A 16,255-nucleotide genomic window follows, 5' to 3' on the forward strand; every position below is an offset into this window, starting at 1 on the left:
TTACTCTTATGATAAAGCAACGATTGCCATGGTAACCAATGTTGCAGCAACTAGCACCCCTAAAGCACGGCTTTGCGGCGCGAGATAGACAATTTTCTGTTCCGTGGTGAGCGCTTGCTTGTTCATTTGGGTTTGTTTACCTGTGATCATCGCTTTCAACAAGGGTTTACCTCTTAGTTTATAGAAAAGGATCGCACCAACATGTAAGGCGATCAGTAAAGGCAAAAGATCGGCCAAGGTCAGGTGTAACCACTCAAGCCCTGCAAACACGTTGTCGTTAAGCCAAACATCGGAATATGGCCACGTATCGAATAAGCCGCCAAGCGCCATTCCAGAGATACATTGAAGCAGCAATGTCGTCAGTAGTGCTGCCACCATCCAGCCGCCAGCAGGATTATGACCCACAGTCGCCGCCGATTTGCCTTTTAAGTATGTAATGACACCTTTTGGCGAGCGTAGAAACTGGCGAAACAAACTGGTTTCGCTGCCGATAACTCCCCAAGTCAATCGCCATAACAACAAAGTGAATAACGCTAATCCCAATTGAACATGGGGCCCATTGCCAGACAATCCAGATGCCATCAAGGCTATAAACAGTAAGGCTTGAGCCCAGTGATAAAGTCGCGTTGCCAAATCCCAAATTTTCATAATTACCTCGATCTTTTCTCGGTGTGATGATCTTCTTTACGGTAATTTACACAACAATAGTTGCGTGCGCAATGATTGTTGTGTAAATTTATTTGCAGCCACACAGCAATAACGAAAAACCAGGAGTATGAAATGAAAAAGACATTGGCACTGATTGCACTTTTACCGACCATCTTTGTATCAACAACAGTGTTTGCCCAAGACTTCAGTGCTCAAATTGAATCGCGTCAGAATGCATTTGAGCAAATAGAGTCGCTGTCGAAACAAGCCGATAAAACATTGAAAGGCAGCAATACCGATTGGCACGCGCTAGAACAGATTGGTGTTGAGCTCACTCGCCACAGCGCACAACTGCAACACGCGTTTCCAGAGGGAAGCCAAGCTGAGAGCAAAGCGAAGAAAGAAGTGTGGAGCAAACCAGATAACTTCAATCGCTTGATGCTGCAAATGGATGAAGGGTTTGCACAGTTGTATCAAGCAGCGCAGAACCAACAAGCTTCATCGGCTGAAGCAGGACTTAAGCAGGCTCAGAGCACTTGCCGCAGCTGTCATCGCGCATACCGCAGTCGTTGGTAATCAAGCGATCCACAACATTGAATTTATATTGAAGCAAAAAAGAAAATCGTTAAGTAAAAGGTAACCTTATGAAAAAACTTATTCTATTAAGCACGCTTACTGTGGCTTCTTTCTCTAGCTTTGCTGCTGATTACGGTGTGGAGCTGGCTTGGAACACCAATGATTCGGAGCAGGTTCTCAAAACACTGCCAGAGCAGAAAGCCGCCTTTAGCCAACTGATCGAACAAGGTGACGTGAAAGACATGTTTGTTTTACCAAGCAGTATTGATGGTAAACCAGTACAGATTTTGCGTTTCGTGTTGTCGGCAGATAACGAAGCAGAAGTCGCCACTAAATTGCAGGACTTACCTATGTATCAGCAAGATTTGGTGAAGATCGCGAGCATTCAACCACTAGGCGCCAAATGGTTAGACAACACGCCAGAAAGTGATAACTACAGTGTGACGTTGCGTTGGAAAGAGGGCATTGAGGCGTTAGAAATGGACCGTGTATTGGGTGTCGATTTGCAGCGAGTGATCAGCTTGAACAACTCTGGTTTAGTCACGTCGTCTTACATCAATACCCAAGTGTTGGACAATGGTGTTGAGCGTCCGATTTACTCCGTCGCCGTATTGGCGAAAGATGCCCAACAGGCGCAGAACCTGATGTACTCTTTTGAAGCGGTACAGCTTGGCTATGCGACTTTTGAAATTGAATACTTGGGTAAAAAGTTGGATATGAAAAGCTAGCTAAGCCTTTATGTTTAAAGGTCTAGATACAGACGCAACATGTCTTTGTGCTGGATACCGTTCTCCCAAATTGGTTCTGGGTAGTGGAGTAAGAAGTGATCTTTATCCACGCTCTCTACCCTGAAACCCAATCGTTGATAGTAAGTCAGTTGATAACCAAACGTCCCCGTTCCTAATATCAACTTACGGGTGCTTTAAAACCATTTTCTGACTCATCAGATATTTGCCGTTGGGCAGCAGCACTTCACCCAGCTCGCCACAATGCTCGAAGCCAAATTTTTCATACAAGGTAATCGCTCGCCGATTGCTCTTATAAACGTGAAGCGCGATGGTGTCATAGCCATATCCCCAGCCGCTTTGAATAGCAGTCTCAAGTAGCTTCTTTCCTAGCCCTTGGTTTCGATATTGTTGGTCTATATGAATGCCGAGGAAGCCAGTTTTGGCAAATTCACCACCTTCGTAGCCACACATTTCAGCTGGGAAAATTTCAATGCTGCCGACTAAGCGTTTTTCATCAAAGGCCACAAACTGGGGAATGGATTCTTTTTCTACACGAGTAATTACCTTGCTTAACATCGCTTTTTTTGGCGCTGGAGAACGTAAGTATTCGCCTTCCTCATAAACGCTATTCCAAAGCGCAATAAAGTGTTCGATATCGTTGAGTGTAATCGGTCTTATCTGCATTTATCTTCCTTGATTGGTGCATAAAGTTTAGCGGCTTAAGTGTATTTGTGTATATGTTGGTCAGGTACGTAGTAACTCGGACAAACAACGTATTTGATTTGGGATTGGTTTGCTTGGCGCAGGGAGGTTTTTAGGGTTGAACCAAATGACGTTTAAGCCTGCGTCTATTGCTGGGTAAATGTCTTTTTCAGGCAAGTCACCTACCATGATGAGTTGACTTGGTTCAGCACTCAATTGCTCTGCGACCGCAAGATAAAAATCAGGCTGGTTCTTGGCAATACCAAGGTTTGCAAAGCAAAAGTAGCCAGAGAGGTATTGGTCGAGTCCAACTCGTTGAAAGGCTTTTTGCACATCTTCCATCGCTGAATCTGATGCGCTGGTCGCGATAAAAACTTGGTGATGCTGTGTGAGCTCCGCCAGAGTCTCTTTGGCTTGAGGAACGGTTTCAACGTGTTCCCAATCGCACATTTTTCCTTGTGCGTGAGGAAAATCGACCATCAAGGTGTTTCCCCAATCGAAAAGATAAATCATGTTCGAATCTCCTTTATACCCAAGTAACCTCGAGATGTTTGGTTCAGCGAGAATGACTTGGTTTGTAGACGCGGCGGCGATTTAAAGGTTTGATGGGCCCAAATCAAGAATCGACAACAAAGTATACAAGCCAAGACAACGCTCTGAATCCTGCATCTTGAAGTCACTTGGGTATATCCGTACATCATATCGTCTTTTCGAAAAGGGAAGAAAAGCGCGAAAGATAAATGCGATTCACGTTAGCTTTAACGGTGAAATTCGCTTAAATGTCGTGATCGTTACAAACATTTCATCATAAGGCGGGAGTTGGGAACAAAGCCCAGGTAGTCGTAAAACTGCTGCGCATTGTGGTTAAACTCCATCACTTCCAAGCGGACTTGAGTTGCACCTGACTCGCGTGCCCACTGCTCAACGGCCGTCATTAAGGCTCGACCAACGCCTTTTGACTTCTGGTTTTCATCGACGACGATGGTGCCAATGCGGCAAATCGGGTCTTTGATTAAAAAGCTGACGGTTTCATTTTGGGTAATGGTCGCAGTGATAAAGCCAAGTGCTTGTTGGTCTTCTTCGGCAATGAGCACCAATCGAGCATCATCGGCCAGCGCATCTGCGAGAAAGGTTCTGTCTTCTTCAGAAGGCGGAACAAAAGTTTGTGGCGCGTGACGAAAGTGAAGTTCGCTAATTTGCGTGTTTAATACAAAGAGCGCATTGAGATCGTCGGGTGTCGCTGGTCTGATTTTCATTGTTGCTCCTTAATTTCCGCCAGCAAGATCGATAAACGATCCGGTGACATAAGAAGCTTCATCACTGAGTAACCACACGATCGCATTGGCTACTTCATCTACCGTACCACCTCGCTTGAGGGGAATTTTTTCACTGAGCCTGTCGACTCGATTCGGCTCGCCGCCATCGGCATGGATATCGGTATAAATGCAGCCTGGGCGAACACCGTTTACGCGGATGTTATGCTCAGCTAATTCCAAAGATAACCCCTTGGTTAGCGAGTCCATTGCGCCTTTAGAGGCGGCGTAATCAACGTATGCAAATGGTGCACCAGAGCGGGATGCGGCAGAAGAAACATTAACAATCGCATTGCCAGATTCAAATCGTTTTGCTGCTTCTCGACAACAAAGAAAACAGCTCGTCACATTAGAGTTCATCACAGTTTGGAATCGCTCAAGGCTCATGTCCGCAAGACGAGATTGGGTGAATAAGATGCCCACGTTGTTGACGAGGTGAGTGACTTTTCCGAGTGCTTGTTCGGTTTGTTCAAACAATGAGAGCACCTGCTGCTCATCGGAAACATCCGCTTTGATGGCAATGGCTTTACCGCCAATTTCCTCAATTTCACGAACAACTTTCGCAGCAGCCTTGGCTTTTGCGCGATAGTTAACGCATACGGCATAGCCTTGTTTGGCGAGTAATTTGGCGGTTGCGGCTCCAATGCCTCGGCTTGCGCCTGTGATGATGACTACTTTCTGCAAAACACGTCCTTATTTTTGTAATGAATAGAGCTTATCTGCGTACTTTTTCCCACCTATTTCATAGGCTTCAGGGATGGTCTCAGTGAGTTTGAAGCCACATTTTTCCAGCACTCGTTCAGAGCCAATATTGCCCTCTGTGACCGTGGCGGAAAACTGAGAAATCTTGTGCTGCTCAAACGCCCACTCAATCACACCGGTAAGGGATTCCGTACCAAACTGTTGGCCATAAAATTCTGGCAGCAATAAATACCCGACTTCAGCAATACCATCTTGCAATACAAAGCCTGTGATGCCGATTGGTCGTGCGCTTTGTTTTTCATAAATCACCAAACACAACCAATGCTCGCTTTGCGGTGTCCATGCAGGTAGGCGTGATTCGAATTTTTGGCGCATTTCGTCTTCGGTCGGCGGGTCAAAACAAAGTGCGATGATTTGTGGTTCGCTACTCAAGCGGCGATACAGATCCCAATCACTTTTCGTTAGCGGTTTAAGCTCAGTTCTTGGGGTGGCAATAGGGAGAAATAACACGTTTGATTCACCTCCATGTGAGTTCACATATCTCATACAAACATACCAAAAGAGCTTTGATAAACAATAGCTTTTGTTTCATAAACTGCTTTTTCAGGCCCGGATAAAGAAGAAGCCAGCAATTGCTGGCTTCTTTTTACCTGTGATTAGGAGGCTTTATTTCGCGGCTAGCGATATAAAAGGTGCTTTCTTTGTCACTTTGAATACTGGAAGTAAACTAAACACGATGGCGACAAATACCACTGAACCAACCAAATCCTCAATTCTGTGCATGCCTAGCCACAAGCGACTGTACGCCACGCCCATTGCCCACACCCATAAGGTAGCAGCAGAGAAATAGCATTTGTTCTGCAAAAATAACCCACCAAAGAAGGCTAAACAGATAGAAACGAAAATCGTATGACCAGATGGGAAGGAATAGTCTTTTTCACCTTGCCAGTGACGAGTGCGCCATTCACTGACTTTTTCGGAGATCTCTCCGATCACACTCGCTTGCTGTTCAGTCTCCAACTGATAAAACGCTTCTGGGTGTTCAATTAATTGCTCTGCGGCAAGCAGCTCTGTGTAGGGACGCGGGCTTTCTGTCATCAGCTTTAAGCCTGTTTTGCTGGCAAAACCAATCACCAGTAACAATCCCAGCATGGAGAGTTTTTGCATCCAGTCAGACTGGCTTGGCTTGAAGCGGTAAAGTGATAACACCAGCAGCGTTAGAGTGATCAAAAAGCCTTTACTGCCCGCAGAATCAGTTAGCAGAGTAAAGAGAATGCCAGTGCCATCAGAAACATGAGAAGTAAGATCGTGATACGAGGCAAACAGCGAAAGTGGGATGATGCCAAGAATGAACAAGGCGAGCATCATCAAACCGTATTTTTTAGTTTTCATGAAAAGTCATACAGCAGTCGAAAATAGGCGGCTATCTTACGACAATCGATGTGAAAAACTCATCAACGCTCTGTCAATTCGAGCGTGAAAGTGACATCGCAGGTCTTGGTTGTGAAAGGAGGGACTGTTGAAAGTACTGAAAGGCAAACGCGCTCATCCATAAGCGCTTTGTTCTGGAGTGAGCGAGGTTAGCTCATCAACCCTAATAAATATTCCGATGCCGCTTTGGGATCTTCTGCGTGGCAAATTGCTGAAACCAAAGCCAAGCCATGAACACCAGTAATACTGAGCTGCGGAATGTTACTTTCGTTAATGCCGCCAATGGCAACAATCGGTAGTGAAGTCGCCTCTAACGCCATCTTCAAACCATCAATACCCCAGTGCTTCTTGGTGTTGGTTTTGGTTGGTGTTGCGAAGATAGCGCTCAAACCGATGTAATCAATCGGAAGAGAGTCTGCTTCTGCAAGCTGCTGTTCATTTTCGATAGATAAGCCGAGAATTTTGTTTGGTCCAATCAACTCACGAGCGATGGTTGCTGGCATATCTGATTGCCCGAGGTGGACCCCATCAGCATCGACAGCCAGTGCGACATCAACACGGTCATTGATGATCAAAGGCACATCGGTATCTTTAAGGACGTCTTTGATGGCTTGAGCACGTTCGATAAACGCACGCACATCGCCGTGTTTTTCGCGGGCTTGTACCATGGTCACGCCACCTTCCACGGCTTTTCTCACAATACGCTTTAGTGTGGCTAAATCTTGTTGGTCATCGGTGACCAAATATAAACGATAGGCGTTCATTTTGTTTCCTTTGGGCCTCTCATCCAGTGGGAATGAGAGGCCGATATTTGTTAGAGAAAAGCTTAGCTCACTTGCAGTTTTAAGCGTTTTGCCAGCGTTTCTTCATCCAACTGGTAAAGCTCATCCAACAGGTTCATTTGCAGGCTACCTGGACCGCGAGCTTGTTCCGCTGTAATCTCACCAACAACGCCCAGTACCGCCGCTGCAGCAAGCCCGGTGTTATCACCAACAGCAGCAAAAGCGCCTGTTAGAGCCGTTAGTGTACAGCCCATTCCGGTTACGTATGGCATCATCTCGTGACCGTTGTTTAGCTGCACAGTTTGCTCTTTCGTGACGATGTAATCAGTCTCGCCAGAAATCACCACACTTGCACCATACTCTGCGACTAAGAAGTTCGCTGCGCCAAGTGCTGCGTCGCTGCTGTCTAACGCATCGACGCCTTTGCTTTGTGCATGCTCGCCAGCGAGTGCAATGATTTCTGAAGCGTTACCTCGGATGATGAGTTTGTCTGCAAGGCGTGCGATCTCACGTGATGTCTCGGTACGTAGTGAGCTTGCTCCACAACCGACAGGATCCAGCACAACGACTTTACCATTGGCATTGGCTTGCTCTACGGCATAGCTCATACGCGGTGTCCAAACGCTATCTAGGGTACCGATGTTGATAACCAGTGCGCCAGCGAACGAGATCATCTCGGCCATTTCTTGCTTGGAGTGCGCCATGATTGGAGAAGCGCCGATGGCCAATAGCGCGTTTGCCGTGTTGTTCATCACCACGTAGTTAGTGATGTTGACGACTAATGGTTTTTGCTGGCGTACTGCGGTTAATGCTTGGGTGATTTGTTCAATTAACATGAGACTCTCCGATTAATCTTGCTGAGCATTCAGACCTTGTTGCCAGAATGCCACTTCCATACGCGTTGCGGTTTTGAATACCTGAATCAGGTTTTGACCGCGCTGGCTATTGATATCGATTTCCGCCAATAACTGATTAAAGTGTTCTGCACCTTTTGCGACACCAGATTGGAATTCCTCACCACCGTAGAGGTTAATCCAACTTGCGTATGGATTGCCTTCGATTACCGTGTTCTCATCTTCAATCAGCATCTTACCGATAACGGCATAACCGATAGAGCAAGGAGCAAGTGCTGCGTAAAGATCAACAAGATCGCCCGTCATGCCAGCATCCAATACATAACGGGTGTAAGCTACCGTGCCGAAATCTTCTGGCTCGTTTTCTAAGTCGGATTCTGTCAGTCCCCATTGCTCACAGTAAGTCACGTGGTGGGCGATTTCAGAATCGAGCAATGCATGTACGCTTGGGAGAGCGCGGCGCATGTCATCCAAAGTACGCGCTTTGTAGATCGCTAATGCGTAAGCTCGTGCGTACTGTTTTAAGAAAAGAAAATCCTGCTTTAGGTAATGCAGAAAACAAGGCTGAGCCAGAGTGCCTTGCGCCAATTGCTGCACGAAAGCATGCTCAGTGTATTCTTGCCAATCTTGGCGGCAAGCGTCGATCAAATCTTGGTATTTCATTATGGGTATCTCGTTATCAAAAGACCCTAGGCTTAGATCCTAAGGTCAGTAGAATTAGTCAAAGCTTGGTACGTAATCTTTCGCTTTTGGCAGTGTTTCGATGATTTTTTGTGAATACATGAATTCGGCATAATCATCGTAGCGTTTCAGATCTACTGCAGATGGACGAAGAGCGAAACGAGTTAGCGTGTCATTCCAAGCGCGTTGGTTAAGCTCGTTGTTGAGGGTATCTGGTGAATAAGCCACAAACTCGTTCCAAGATTCTTTTGGATGGTTAACGATGTAAGTGGTCGCTTGCTCTAGTGCTTTGTTGAATGCCTTGATGGCTTCTTTGTCGTAGGTTTTTGCATTGGCTACGAAGACTAACTCGTCATACGCTGGCACGCCGTGTTCTTCAGGGAAAAAGGCCTTAGCTTTATAACCTTCTAGTGCAAGTTGGTTGGTTTCGAAGTTACGTAGACCACCCCAAATCGCATCCACCTTGCCAGACGCAAGAGACGAAGACAGCGCCCAACCTACGTTGATGATTTGTACGTCAGAAAACTTCACGTTCTCTTGAGCTAGCATGGTGCCGATTGTTGCTTCTTCGTTGCCTGCGATCGCAATACCGATCTTCTTGCCTTTCAAGTCGCCAAGGTTTTCATTCTTACCGTTGTCCAACACCATCAACGTGTTGAGTGGCGTAGCAATCAAAGTCGCAGAGCGGATTAGTGGCAAACCAGCTGCGACATCGATCGTTAGGCTCGGTTGGTATGAAATCGCCATGTCGACCTTGCCAGCAGCGACCAACTTAGGTGGTGTACTTGGATCTGCAGGCTCTTGAATGTTGACCTTCAAACCTTGTTCTTTGAAGTAACCGCGCTCTTTGGCAATCACGATAGGACCATGGTTTGGATTGACGAACCAATCCAACATCAGTGTTATCTCTTTTTCAGCGGCAAGGACGTTGGTTGATACCACTGAAGCGAGTAGAGCAGCAGCGCTCATAAGTTTGTTTTTATTCACGGGGTTCTTCCTTTTCTTTCCCAATTTCCTTTGGTTATTTTCGGCAATTACTTGCTTTCCCAAGGGATGGCTTTTTTCAATAATTTATCGGTGATGAAGTAGAGTGCGATAGACAGCACGGCGAGGATAAACAGCGCCGCAAACATCTCATCAATGATCATGCGAGCGTTAGCTTGGAGCATCAGATAACCCAAGCCTTCACTTGAACCTACCCACTCACCGACCACAGCTCCAATTGGCGCAATAACGACGGCAACACGAATACCTGAAGCTAAAGTTGGTAGTGCGGCTGGCAATTGAATATGACGAAGTAGCTGCCATTTAGACGCGCCCATGGTCTTGGCAAGATCTAGGTAACCTGTTGGTGTATTGCGTAAGCCATCGTAGCAACATGTCGTGACGGGGAAAAAGATGATGATCGCCGCCATGACTACTTTCGATGCAATGCCGTAACCCAGCCAAAGCATCAGCACTGGCGCGATGGCGAACACAGGGATCGCTTGGCTAGCAATCAGAATTGGCAGCAACCAACGCTTCAGCGGCTCGAACATCAGCATTTGCAATGCGAACAGCAAACCCATCGATAACCCAAGCGCCAAACCAAGTAAGATCTCTTGCGCGGTAACCCAAGTATGTTTGAGCAGGACATCGTAACGAGTGACCAACCTATCCAGCACTTCAATTGGTGAAGGTAAGATGAAGCTTGGCATGTCGAATACCACAACAACCAACTGCCACAATCCCAAGATCACCGCTGTGCTAATTACCAAGCGCAGAGCCGGATGGGTCACGCGTTCTTTTTTACTAATGCGTGCTGAAACGGAGTTGTACTGAGTCATATCACTCATAGTCTTTCTCCAGTTGATCCAAAATCGCTTGTTGTAGCGTCGCGCACTCTCCATCGAGAACTCGTGGCGGCTTGGAGTCTGGAACGACCAAGTGCTGAGCTTGTGCAGGCGTGCCTTGCAACACATAGAGTTGGTGAGCTAATCGCACCGCTTCTTGTGGGTCGTGGGTAATAAGAACAACTGTCTTGTCTTTCAGTAATTCGGCAGACAAGGTTTGCAACTTATGGCGAGTAACCGCGTCCAGTGCAGAGAAAGGCTCATCCATCAGAACTAGAGGTTTGTCTTGCATCAGAGTGCGAGCAAGGGCAACACGCTGCCTCATACCGCCAGAGAGCTGAGCTGGCTTAGCATCCGCGTAATCTGCGAGCCCTACTTGGTTAAGTAAAGTCAGTGCACGTTGTTTATCTTTCTCTGGTGCTTGCCCTTGAGAAAATCGAGTGCTGAGGCAGACGTTGTCTAACACATTTAGCCATGGTAGCAACAAGTCTTGTTGTGCCATGTAGGCAATACGTTCGTGTAGGGCGATGCCATCCATGGTGGTTAACTCACCATGCCATTCGACTTTGTCGTCTAACAAACCCGCTAGATAACGCAGGATCGTCGTTTTTCCGCAACCACTGCGGCCAAGTAATACTGTCCATTGATTGGCAGGGATGGTCATACTCAACCCTGCTAATGTTGGTGTTTGGCTGTCTTTGTATTGCAGACTTGCTTCGGTAAGCTGAATGCCGAGTGCATTAGCGCACATGCGTATGCCCTGCAAAAAAGTGGTTCACAGGGCCGTGACCTTTACCGACATCCAATTCGTCTGCGTGCGCGATAGCTTGGCTAATGTACTGCTTACCAAGGTGCACCGCTTTGTGCAGGTTGTTGCCTTGGCCAAGGTAAGACGCGATAGCAGAAGACAGCGTGCAGCCTGTGCCATGGGTGTTTTTGGTTGGAAAGCGTTTAGCGCTGATTAACTCGGCGCTGTCTTGCATGATCAGCAGATCGTTGCTGTTTTCGTCTTTTTCTAAGTGGCCGCCTTTTAACAGTACCGCCTTTGCACCGAGTGCGCGTAAATCAGCAATCATATCGTTCATTTCAGATTCTGACTGAGGCACTGGCTTACCCGTCAAGGCTGCGCCTTCTGGTAGGTTAGGGGTAATGATGTCTGCGAGCGGAATCAATTCTTCTTTTAAAGTGCTGATTGCTGACTGTTCCAGTAATAGATCGCCGCTGGTGGCAACCATTACAGGGTCAATCACGAGGTGTTTTGGCTGGTATTGTTTAATTTTGTTGGCAACAACCTTGATGATGTTGGAGTCGGCCAGCATGCCCACTTTGACTGCAACGATGTTGAGGTCGGTAAATACCGCATCAAGTTGGCTCTCTACATGGTCGAGAGGAATGGGGAAAATCGCAGAAACGCCTTGGGTATTTTGCGAAGTAATCGCCGTGATTACCGAGCAAGCAAAACTGCCGGTTGCGGACATCGCTTTGATGTCGGCTTGAATGCCTGCGCCGCCGCCACTATCAGAACCTGCAATTGTCAACACAATCGGTGTGTCTGTTGAAGTTGCTGCTTGTGGCTGTGTTAATGGTTTTTCTTGGCTTGACTGCTGCGCCATGGTCGCTCCTATTACAGACGTAAAGGAACTGACTTGGCCATTGAAGATCGGTGTATGGATCCGTAGAGGCTAGCTGCGTCGATACAGACTTGAGGCAGGCTAGTGGCAAAGTGATGATAGTTCCCTACGTCAGTGCTAACTGAATCAGGTTCAACGGGTCTCGAATTTCGATCTCAGCCGACGCATTCACTGCATGGGCCCCCCGACTATTTCGTCAAGATAATAGCAGTTCACTCAGTTACGGTGCACGTGTTTTTTCCGGCCAAGAGGGGGCAATCGATTAAATATGAGACTTGAGAGCGGTAACGAGAGAACAGAATTTAGTGTATACCCAAGTAACCTCGAGATGCTTGGTTCAGCGAGAATGACTTGGTTTGTAGGCGCGGCGGCGATTTGAAGGCTTAGTGGGTCTAAATCAAGAATCGGCAACAAAGTATACAAGCCAAGGCAACTCGCCCTCTGGGAGCGTGTCATTGACCCGATTGCTACGTCAAACAACTTGGAAAGAGCGTGCTATTCCGCTTCGTTGTTTTCCTTGCTCTCGAATCAATGACCACGCTCTGAATCCTGCATCTTGAAGTCACTTGGGTATAAATAACGTGCTGTATTGAAAGTGGCAGTTCAAGACACTATCTAATAATGAGATATCGACATAATACGTAACGAATCGTTCTTTGATTTAGCAAGGATTAGCATAAAACAAGGTTAAAAAAGTGTTAATATTTAACGCGTTGCCAATATGCTTTTGAGTCATCCAATTTAGGTTGTGACTGTTATAAACAGAGTCTAACTCAGAGGTGGGGAAGGCTAGGACGATCAACGAGCAAGGAGATTTCATGCTTAATTCTGTAACAGCGAAAGCGGTGATCGATCATGCCCTCTTTTTAGGGGCTGATTTCGCTGAGCTATTCGTTGAACACCATCAAACCAACACTGTCCAGATCGCATCTGGTGAGGTGGATAAGGTGAACTCGGGTATCGATTTTGGTATCGGTATTCGTCTCTTCTTCGGTCATAAAGTGCTTTACGGTTACACCAACAGCACCGATGAAGCCGAACTTAAACGCGTAACCTCACTGCTTGCAGCAAAAGACAAGCGTGAGCAAATCGCGTCAGCAGGTTCTCTCAATCTGAACTGCTACCCAATTCAACATGGTTGTCGTATGCCACTTGGCAAAGACGCTAATCTAGATTCTAAAATCGCTTTCCTATTGCAAGTTGACCAAGCTGCACGTGCAGAGAGTGAACATATCAGCCAGTTCATTGGCAGTGTGCTTCAGCGTGAACAGCAAGTGTCTATCTTCAACTCAGAAGGTCTACACGTTGACGATACTCGCCACTACATCCGAGTTGCTGGTAATACCGTCGCTCAAAAAGGTAATGAGCAGTCTTCTGGTATGGAAGGTCCTGGCGCTCTTGCGGGTTGGGAATTCAGTGAACAGCTTGATGCGAAAGAGCTAGGTCAAACTATCGCGCAACAAGCGTTAGTAAAACTTGGTGCCGATGCGTGTCCATCGGGTGAAATGCCAGTAGTGATTGGTAATGGTTTTGGCGGCGTTATCTTCCATGAAGCGTGTGGACACCTGCTCGAAACTACTTCGGTTGCGAAGAAAGCGTCCGTATTCCACGACAAGATGGGCGAAATGATTGCTCACACCGCTGTGAATGCTGTCGATGATGGCACCATGACCAACGAATGGGGCTCGATTCATGTTGATGACGAAGGCATGAAGACTCAGCGCACCCAATTGATCAAAGACGGTAAGCTAACCAGCTTTATGGTCGATAAAATGGGTGGCATGAAGACAGGTTACGAACCTACGGGTTCTGGTCGTCGTCAAAACTACAAGTTCGCACCAACCTCGCGTATGCGTAACACCTTTATCGAAGAAGGCGAGCATTCACTTGATGACATGCTGGCTGGCATCGAACGCGGTATCTATGCGAAGAAGATGGGCGGCGGCTCGGTTCAACCGGGTACGGGAGAGTTCAACTTTGCCGTTCGTGAAGCTTACCTCATTGAAAATGGCAAAATCACCAAGCCTCTGAAAACAGCAACGCTGATCAGCACGGGGCCAAAAGTGTTGAAAGAAATCAGCATGGTCGGCAAAGACATGGCGCTTGCGCCGGGCATGTGTGGTTCCGTGAGTGGTTCAGTGCCAACAACAGTCGGTCAGCCAACGCTGAAAGTCGATAACATTCTGGTAGGAGGCGGTAACTAATGAGCCAAGAACAACAACTTCTTAATGCGGTTGATTACGTCCTATCAGAAGCAAAGCGTCAAGGCGCAGAAGCGGACGTCATTGTAAACCGCAACAGCAGCTTTTCTCTGAAAGCGAACCAAGGGCAGTTGGATGAGTACAAAGTAAGCTCAAGCCAAGTTCTGGGTGTTCGTGTTGTGAAAGATGCGCGCGTTGCAACAAGCTACTCTGAATCGTTAGAGCAACCAAGCTTAGATTTGATGCTGACTAATGCACTGCAAAGCGCTCGTTTTTCCAAGCAAGACGAACATCAGACCATTAGTTGCGCAAACAGCCAGATCACGACTGACATAGCTGAGATTGCGCAAGAAGACACAACTTCGGTTGATGAAAAGATTGAAATGTCTCTCGCTCTTGAGCAAGGCGTAGTCGCTTTGCCTCACGCTTCTAGCGCACCTTACAATGGTTATAGTGATGGCGAAACGCAATTAATCATCGCCAATACACAAGGCTCGTTGTGCCAACACTTCGAACGCTCGTTTACTTGTTACGCGTACACCTTGTTTGAAAAAGACGGTAAACAGTCGATGGCGGGTAGAATGTCACTGGGTCGTCGTTTTGATGAGTTGAATCCAGCTTACTGTATCGAAGGTGGTTACAACCTTGCACGCGATCTTCTTGAAGGCGCACCAGTGGCTACGGGGAACTACCCAGCAATCTTCCATATCAATGCGTTAGCAAGCTTGTTCGGTGCTTTTGGCAGTGCTTTCTCTGGCGTAAGCGCGATGAAAGGCATTACGCCATTGGGTGACAAGCTTGGCCAACGTGTTGCGAGTGATTTGATTACCTTTACCGACGCGGCTTACATGCCAAATGGTATGGCAATTTCGGGCTTTGATAGCGAGGGTTTCGCTACTCAAGACAATGTCATGATTGCTAATGGTGAATTGAAAACCTTGCTACACAACAGCCAGACTGCAAGTTACTTGGGCGCAATCTCGACAGCAAGTGCCGCTCGCGGTGCTAAATCGAGCTTAGACGTATCAGCGAATCACAAAGTGATTACGACAGGCAACAGCAGTGCGTCAGAAGTAAAAGCGGGTGAATATCTAGAGTTAGTCGAACTTCAAGGTGTCCATTCTGGTGCGGATGCAGTGAGTGGTGATTTCTCGTTTGGTGCGAGTGGCTTCTTGTGTCGTGATGGTGAGCGCATTCAACCAGTACGTGGTATCACGGTAGCGGGTAACTTCTACAAGATGCTGCAAGAAGTTGAGGCTGTGGGTGATACTCAGCTAATTAACGATAGCCGAACTTTCTTCTCGCCAGATGTTCGTTTTGCTCGTTTGAGCATTGGTGGTAAATAACCCCAGCATTCCTATAGAAACAAAAAAGAGGACTCAACTGAGTCCTCTTTCTTTTATAGAGTGATTAACTCGCGAGAATTAAAATTCGCGAATGTCCAACTCATTGTGGATCAGTACCACACACTGAGAAGCGAAAAGCATCTTAGGACCTAAGCTGATCTTCTCTGTGCCAAGGCGCTTCAAGCTGTTATAAGACTTCTTCGGCATCGGAATATGGTCAGTTAGCAAGAAACAAGGGTTTCCACCGATTTCTGCATCACGAACAAATTCGCCTTTTTTATCCAACATATATAGTTGGTGATCTTCCGCCAGTTCTTGCACTAGGCGTTCAAAGCTGACTGTACGAACGGTGATGCCAGGTTCGACTTCACGAAGTTGCTCTTTGCCCATACCAACAGAAGCATCCAAAGCGCGAGCCACTGCTGCAATCAAGGTTGACTCATGGAAGCCGCCAATGTTGGTGATGTCGTTAGAGCGAATAGTAATGGTGCGTGAGAAGTCTTTTGTGCTTTCTAAAACCAAGTGAACAACCACATCTTCGCGGTGTGATTGAGCAACGAACATAGTGTTCATCATGGTATGAGCAAGAATCTCTGTATGCGCTTCATTACCAACACCTTCTAACAGTGCTTTGCTGGTGGTTGGTGCCGCGCGAGCTCGTAAAACAAAAGAGCGCATGAATTTAGCCTCTATATAGGAAGAGTGAATGCGCGGAAGTATATACCCAAGCAGGGAAGGGATGCGAGTTTAATAGCAAATGTGAACTTACTTACAAAGCTTCGATTGTCGTGCGGAGTGTGCTGGTTAGAATAGAGGCAACCTGTTAGG

At 47.0% G+C, this 16,255-nt stretch carries 19 protein-coding genes, 1 pseudogene and 1 riboswitch; of the genes and pseudogenes, 4 read left to right on the top strand and 16 right to left on the bottom strand.

The genetic code is table 11. The features are described 5' to 3' along the window. Positions 1–6 precede the first annotated feature (6 nt). Positions 7–648, bottom strand: a complete 642-nt coding sequence (locus BSZ04_RS04965) for a cytochrome b/b6 domain-containing protein (protein ID WP_088879726.1) — start codon at positions 646–648, stop codon at positions 7–9. A 132-nt stretch (positions 649–780) separates the two neighbouring features. Between BSZ04_RS04965 and BSZ04_RS04970 the strand changes: the two genes are divergently transcribed. Next, positions 781–1,224: a c-type cytochrome gene (locus tag BSZ04_RS04970; RefSeq protein WP_088879727.1), complete on the top strand. Its 444-nt coding sequence runs from the start codon at positions 781–783 to the stop codon at positions 1,222–1,224. Positions 1,225–1,292: 68 nt separating this feature from the next. Then, positions 1,293–1,952 carry a hypothetical protein gene (locus tag BSZ04_RS04975; RefSeq protein ID WP_039974316.1) on the top strand — a complete coding sequence of 220 codons (660 nt, stop codon included), beginning with the start codon at positions 1,293–1,295 and terminating at the stop codon, positions 1,950–1,952. A gap of 14 nt (positions 1,953–1,966) precedes the next feature. Here the strand turns inward: BSZ04_RS04975 and BSZ04_RS04980 are convergent. From BSZ04_RS04980 to thiD, 14 genes and pseudogenes are all read right to left on the bottom strand, one after another. After that, positions 1,967–2,146: pseudogene (locus tag BSZ04_RS04980) on the bottom strand (GNAT family N-acetyltransferase); the annotation flags it as partial. Next, entirely contained in the window at positions 2,136–2,636 is a 501-nt protein-coding gene (locus BSZ04_RS04985; protein ID WP_005428385.1) for a GNAT family N-acetyltransferase, read from the bottom strand. The gene BSZ04_RS04985 and the pseudogene BSZ04_RS04980, both read right to left, overlap by 11 nt. Before the next feature lie 60 nt (positions 2,637–2,696). Beyond that, a complete protein-coding gene (locus BSZ04_RS04990) occupies positions 2,697–3,167 on the bottom strand; it encodes an HAD family hydrolase (RefSeq protein WP_088879728.1) in 471 nt (156 codons plus the stop codon). Positions 3,168–3,445: 278 nt separating this feature from the next. Continuing rightward, positions 3,446–3,910, bottom strand: a complete 465-nt coding sequence (locus BSZ04_RS05000) for a GNAT family N-acetyltransferase (protein ID WP_088879730.1) — start codon at positions 3,908–3,910, stop codon at positions 3,446–3,448. Between the two features lie 9 nt (positions 3,911–3,919). Next, positions 3,920–4,651 (bottom strand): SDR family oxidoreductase, encoded by a 732-nt coding sequence (locus BSZ04_RS05005; RefSeq protein ID WP_088879731.1) that lies wholly within the window; start codon positions 4,649–4,651, stop codon positions 3,920–3,922. 9 nt (positions 4,652–4,660) lie between these two features. After that, the gene (locus tag BSZ04_RS05010) at positions 4,661–5,179 is read right to left on the bottom strand and encodes a GNAT family N-acetyltransferase (RefSeq protein ID WP_088880243.1); all 519 of its coding nucleotides are present in this window, start codon (positions 5,177–5,179) and stop codon (positions 4,661–4,663) included. A 156-nt stretch (positions 5,180–5,335) separates the two neighbouring features. Further along, positions 5,336–6,061, bottom strand: a complete 726-nt coding sequence (locus BSZ04_RS05015) for a phosphatase PAP2 family protein (protein ID WP_088879732.1) — start codon at positions 6,059–6,061, stop codon at positions 5,336–5,338. A 188-nt stretch (positions 6,062–6,249) separates the two neighbouring features. Continuing rightward, complete coding sequence (gene thiE / locus BSZ04_RS05020; protein ID WP_088879733.1) at positions 6,250–6,864, bottom strand: thiamine phosphate synthase; 615 nt, start codon at positions 6,862–6,864, stop codon at positions 6,250–6,252. Positions 6,865–6,926: 62 nt separating this feature from the next. Next, the gene (gene thiM, locus BSZ04_RS05025; RefSeq protein WP_088879734.1) at positions 6,927–7,718 is read right to left on the bottom strand and encodes a hydroxyethylthiazole kinase; all 792 of its coding nucleotides are present in this window, start codon (positions 7,716–7,718) and stop codon (positions 6,927–6,929) included. A gap of 12 nt (positions 7,719–7,730) precedes the next feature. After that, complete coding sequence (gene tenA, locus BSZ04_RS05030) at positions 7,731–8,399, bottom strand: thiaminase II (RefSeq protein WP_033907186.1); 669 nt, start codon at positions 8,397–8,399, stop codon at positions 7,731–7,733. A gap of 54 nt (positions 8,400–8,453) precedes the next feature. Beyond that, the gene (locus BSZ04_RS05035) at positions 8,454–9,404 is read right to left on the bottom strand and encodes an ABC transporter substrate-binding protein (protein WP_088879735.1); all 951 of its coding nucleotides are present in this window, start codon (positions 9,402–9,404) and stop codon (positions 8,454–8,456) included. Between the two features lie 47 nt (positions 9,405–9,451). Continuing rightward, complete coding sequence (locus BSZ04_RS05040) at positions 9,452–10,252, bottom strand: ABC transporter permease (protein ID WP_050918773.1); 801 nt, start codon at positions 10,250–10,252, stop codon at positions 9,452–9,454. Beyond that, positions 10,245–11,000 carry an ABC transporter ATP-binding protein gene (locus BSZ04_RS05045; RefSeq protein WP_088879736.1) on the bottom strand — a complete coding sequence of 252 codons (756 nt, stop codon included), beginning with the start codon at positions 10,998–11,000 and terminating at the stop codon, positions 10,245–10,247. The genes BSZ04_RS05040 and BSZ04_RS05045 overlap by 8 nt, the downstream gene beginning before the upstream one ends. Beyond that, positions 10,990–11,862, bottom strand: a complete 873-nt coding sequence (gene thiD / locus BSZ04_RS05050; protein ID WP_162531031.1) for a bifunctional hydroxymethylpyrimidine kinase/phosphomethylpyrimidine kinase — start codon at positions 11,860–11,862, stop codon at positions 10,990–10,992. Before thiD ends, BSZ04_RS05045 begins: the two co-directional genes overlap by 11 nt. 104 nt (positions 11,863–11,966) lie before the next feature. Continuing rightward, positions 11,967–12,077: riboswitch (TPP riboswitch) on the bottom strand. A gap of 621 nt (positions 12,078–12,698) precedes the next feature. Between thiD and BSZ04_RS05060 the strand changes: the two genes are divergently transcribed. After that, a complete protein-coding gene (locus tag BSZ04_RS05060; protein ID WP_088879737.1) occupies positions 12,699–14,084 on the top strand; it encodes a TldD/PmbA family protein in 1,386 nt (461 codons plus the stop codon). After that, entirely contained in the window at positions 14,084–15,427 is a 1,344-nt protein-coding gene (locus BSZ04_RS05065) for a TldD/PmbA family protein (protein ID WP_088879738.1), read from the top strand. Before BSZ04_RS05060 ends, BSZ04_RS05065 begins: the two co-directional genes overlap by 1 nt. A 78-nt stretch (positions 15,428–15,505) precedes the next feature. Here BSZ04_RS05065 and trmY read toward each other — a convergent pair whose 3' ends face one another. Next, positions 15,506–16,105 (bottom strand): tRNA (pseudouridine(54)-N(1))-methyltransferase TrmY, encoded by a 600-nt coding sequence (trmY, locus tag BSZ04_RS05070; protein WP_038890998.1) that lies wholly within the window; start codon positions 16,103–16,105, stop codon positions 15,506–15,508. Positions 16,106–16,255: the final 150 nt, after the last annotated feature.

Source organism: Vibrio rotiferianus (genome assembly GCF_002214395.1).
GTDB classification, from domain to species: Bacteria; Pseudomonadota; Gammaproteobacteria; order Enterobacterales; family Vibrionaceae; genus Vibrio; species Vibrio rotiferianus.

Excerpts from the sequence above, each read along its gene's own strand:
- BSZ04_RS05000 (WP_088879730.1), bottom strand. The coding sequence starts at position 3,910 with ATGAAAATCAGACCAGCGACACCCGACGATCTCAATGCGCTCTTTGTA.
- trmY (WP_038890998.1), bottom strand. The coding sequence starts at position 16,105 with ATGCGCTCTTTTGTTTTACGAGCTCGCGCGGCACCAACCACCAGCAAA.
- thiE (WP_088879733.1), bottom strand. The coding sequence starts at position 6,864 with ATGAACGCCTATCGTTTATATTTGGTCACCGATGACCAACAAGATTTA.
- tenA (WP_033907186.1), bottom strand. The coding sequence starts at position 8,399 with ATGAAATACCAAGATTTGATCGACGCTTGCCGCCAAGATTGGCAAGAA.
- BSZ04_RS04970 (WP_088879727.1), top strand. The coding sequence starts at position 781 with ATGAAAAAGACATTGGCACTGATTGCACTTTTACCGACCATCTTTGTA.
- BSZ04_RS04975 (WP_039974316.1), top strand. The coding sequence starts at position 1,293 with ATGAAAAAACTTATTCTATTAAGCACGCTTACTGTGGCTTCTTTCTCT.
- BSZ04_RS04965 (WP_088879726.1), bottom strand. The coding sequence starts at position 648 with ATGAAAATTTGGGATTTGGCAACGCGACTTTATCACTGGGCTCAAGCC.
- BSZ04_RS05065 (WP_088879738.1), top strand. The coding sequence starts at position 14,084 with ATGAGCCAAGAACAACAACTTCTTAATGCGGTTGATTACGTCCTATCA.
- thiD (WP_162531031.1), bottom strand. The coding sequence starts at position 11,862 with ATGGCGCAGCAGTCAAGCCAAGAAAAACCATTAACACAGCCACAAGCA.
- BSZ04_RS05040 (WP_050918773.1), bottom strand. The coding sequence starts at position 10,252 with ATGAGTGATATGACTCAGTACAACTCCGTTTCAGCACGCATTAGTAAA.
- thiM (WP_088879734.1), bottom strand. The coding sequence starts at position 7,718 with ATGTTAATTGAACAAATCACCCAAGCATTAACCGCAGTACGCCAGCAA.
- BSZ04_RS05015 (WP_088879732.1), bottom strand. The coding sequence starts at position 6,061 with ATGAAAACTAAAAAATACGGTTTGATGATGCTCGCCTTGTTCATTCTT.
- BSZ04_RS05060 (WP_088879737.1), top strand. The coding sequence starts at position 12,699 with ATGCTTAATTCTGTAACAGCGAAAGCGGTGATCGATCATGCCCTCTTT.
- BSZ04_RS05045 (WP_088879736.1), bottom strand. The coding sequence starts at position 11,000 with ATGTGCGCTAATGCACTCGGCATTCAGCTTACCGAAGCAAGTCTGCAA.
- BSZ04_RS04990 (WP_088879728.1), bottom strand. The coding sequence starts at position 3,167 with ATGATTTATCTTTTCGATTGGGGAAACACCTTGATGGTCGATTTTCCT.
- BSZ04_RS04985 (WP_005428385.1), bottom strand. The coding sequence starts at position 2,636 with ATGCAGATAAGACCGATTACACTCAACGATATCGAACACTTTATTGCG.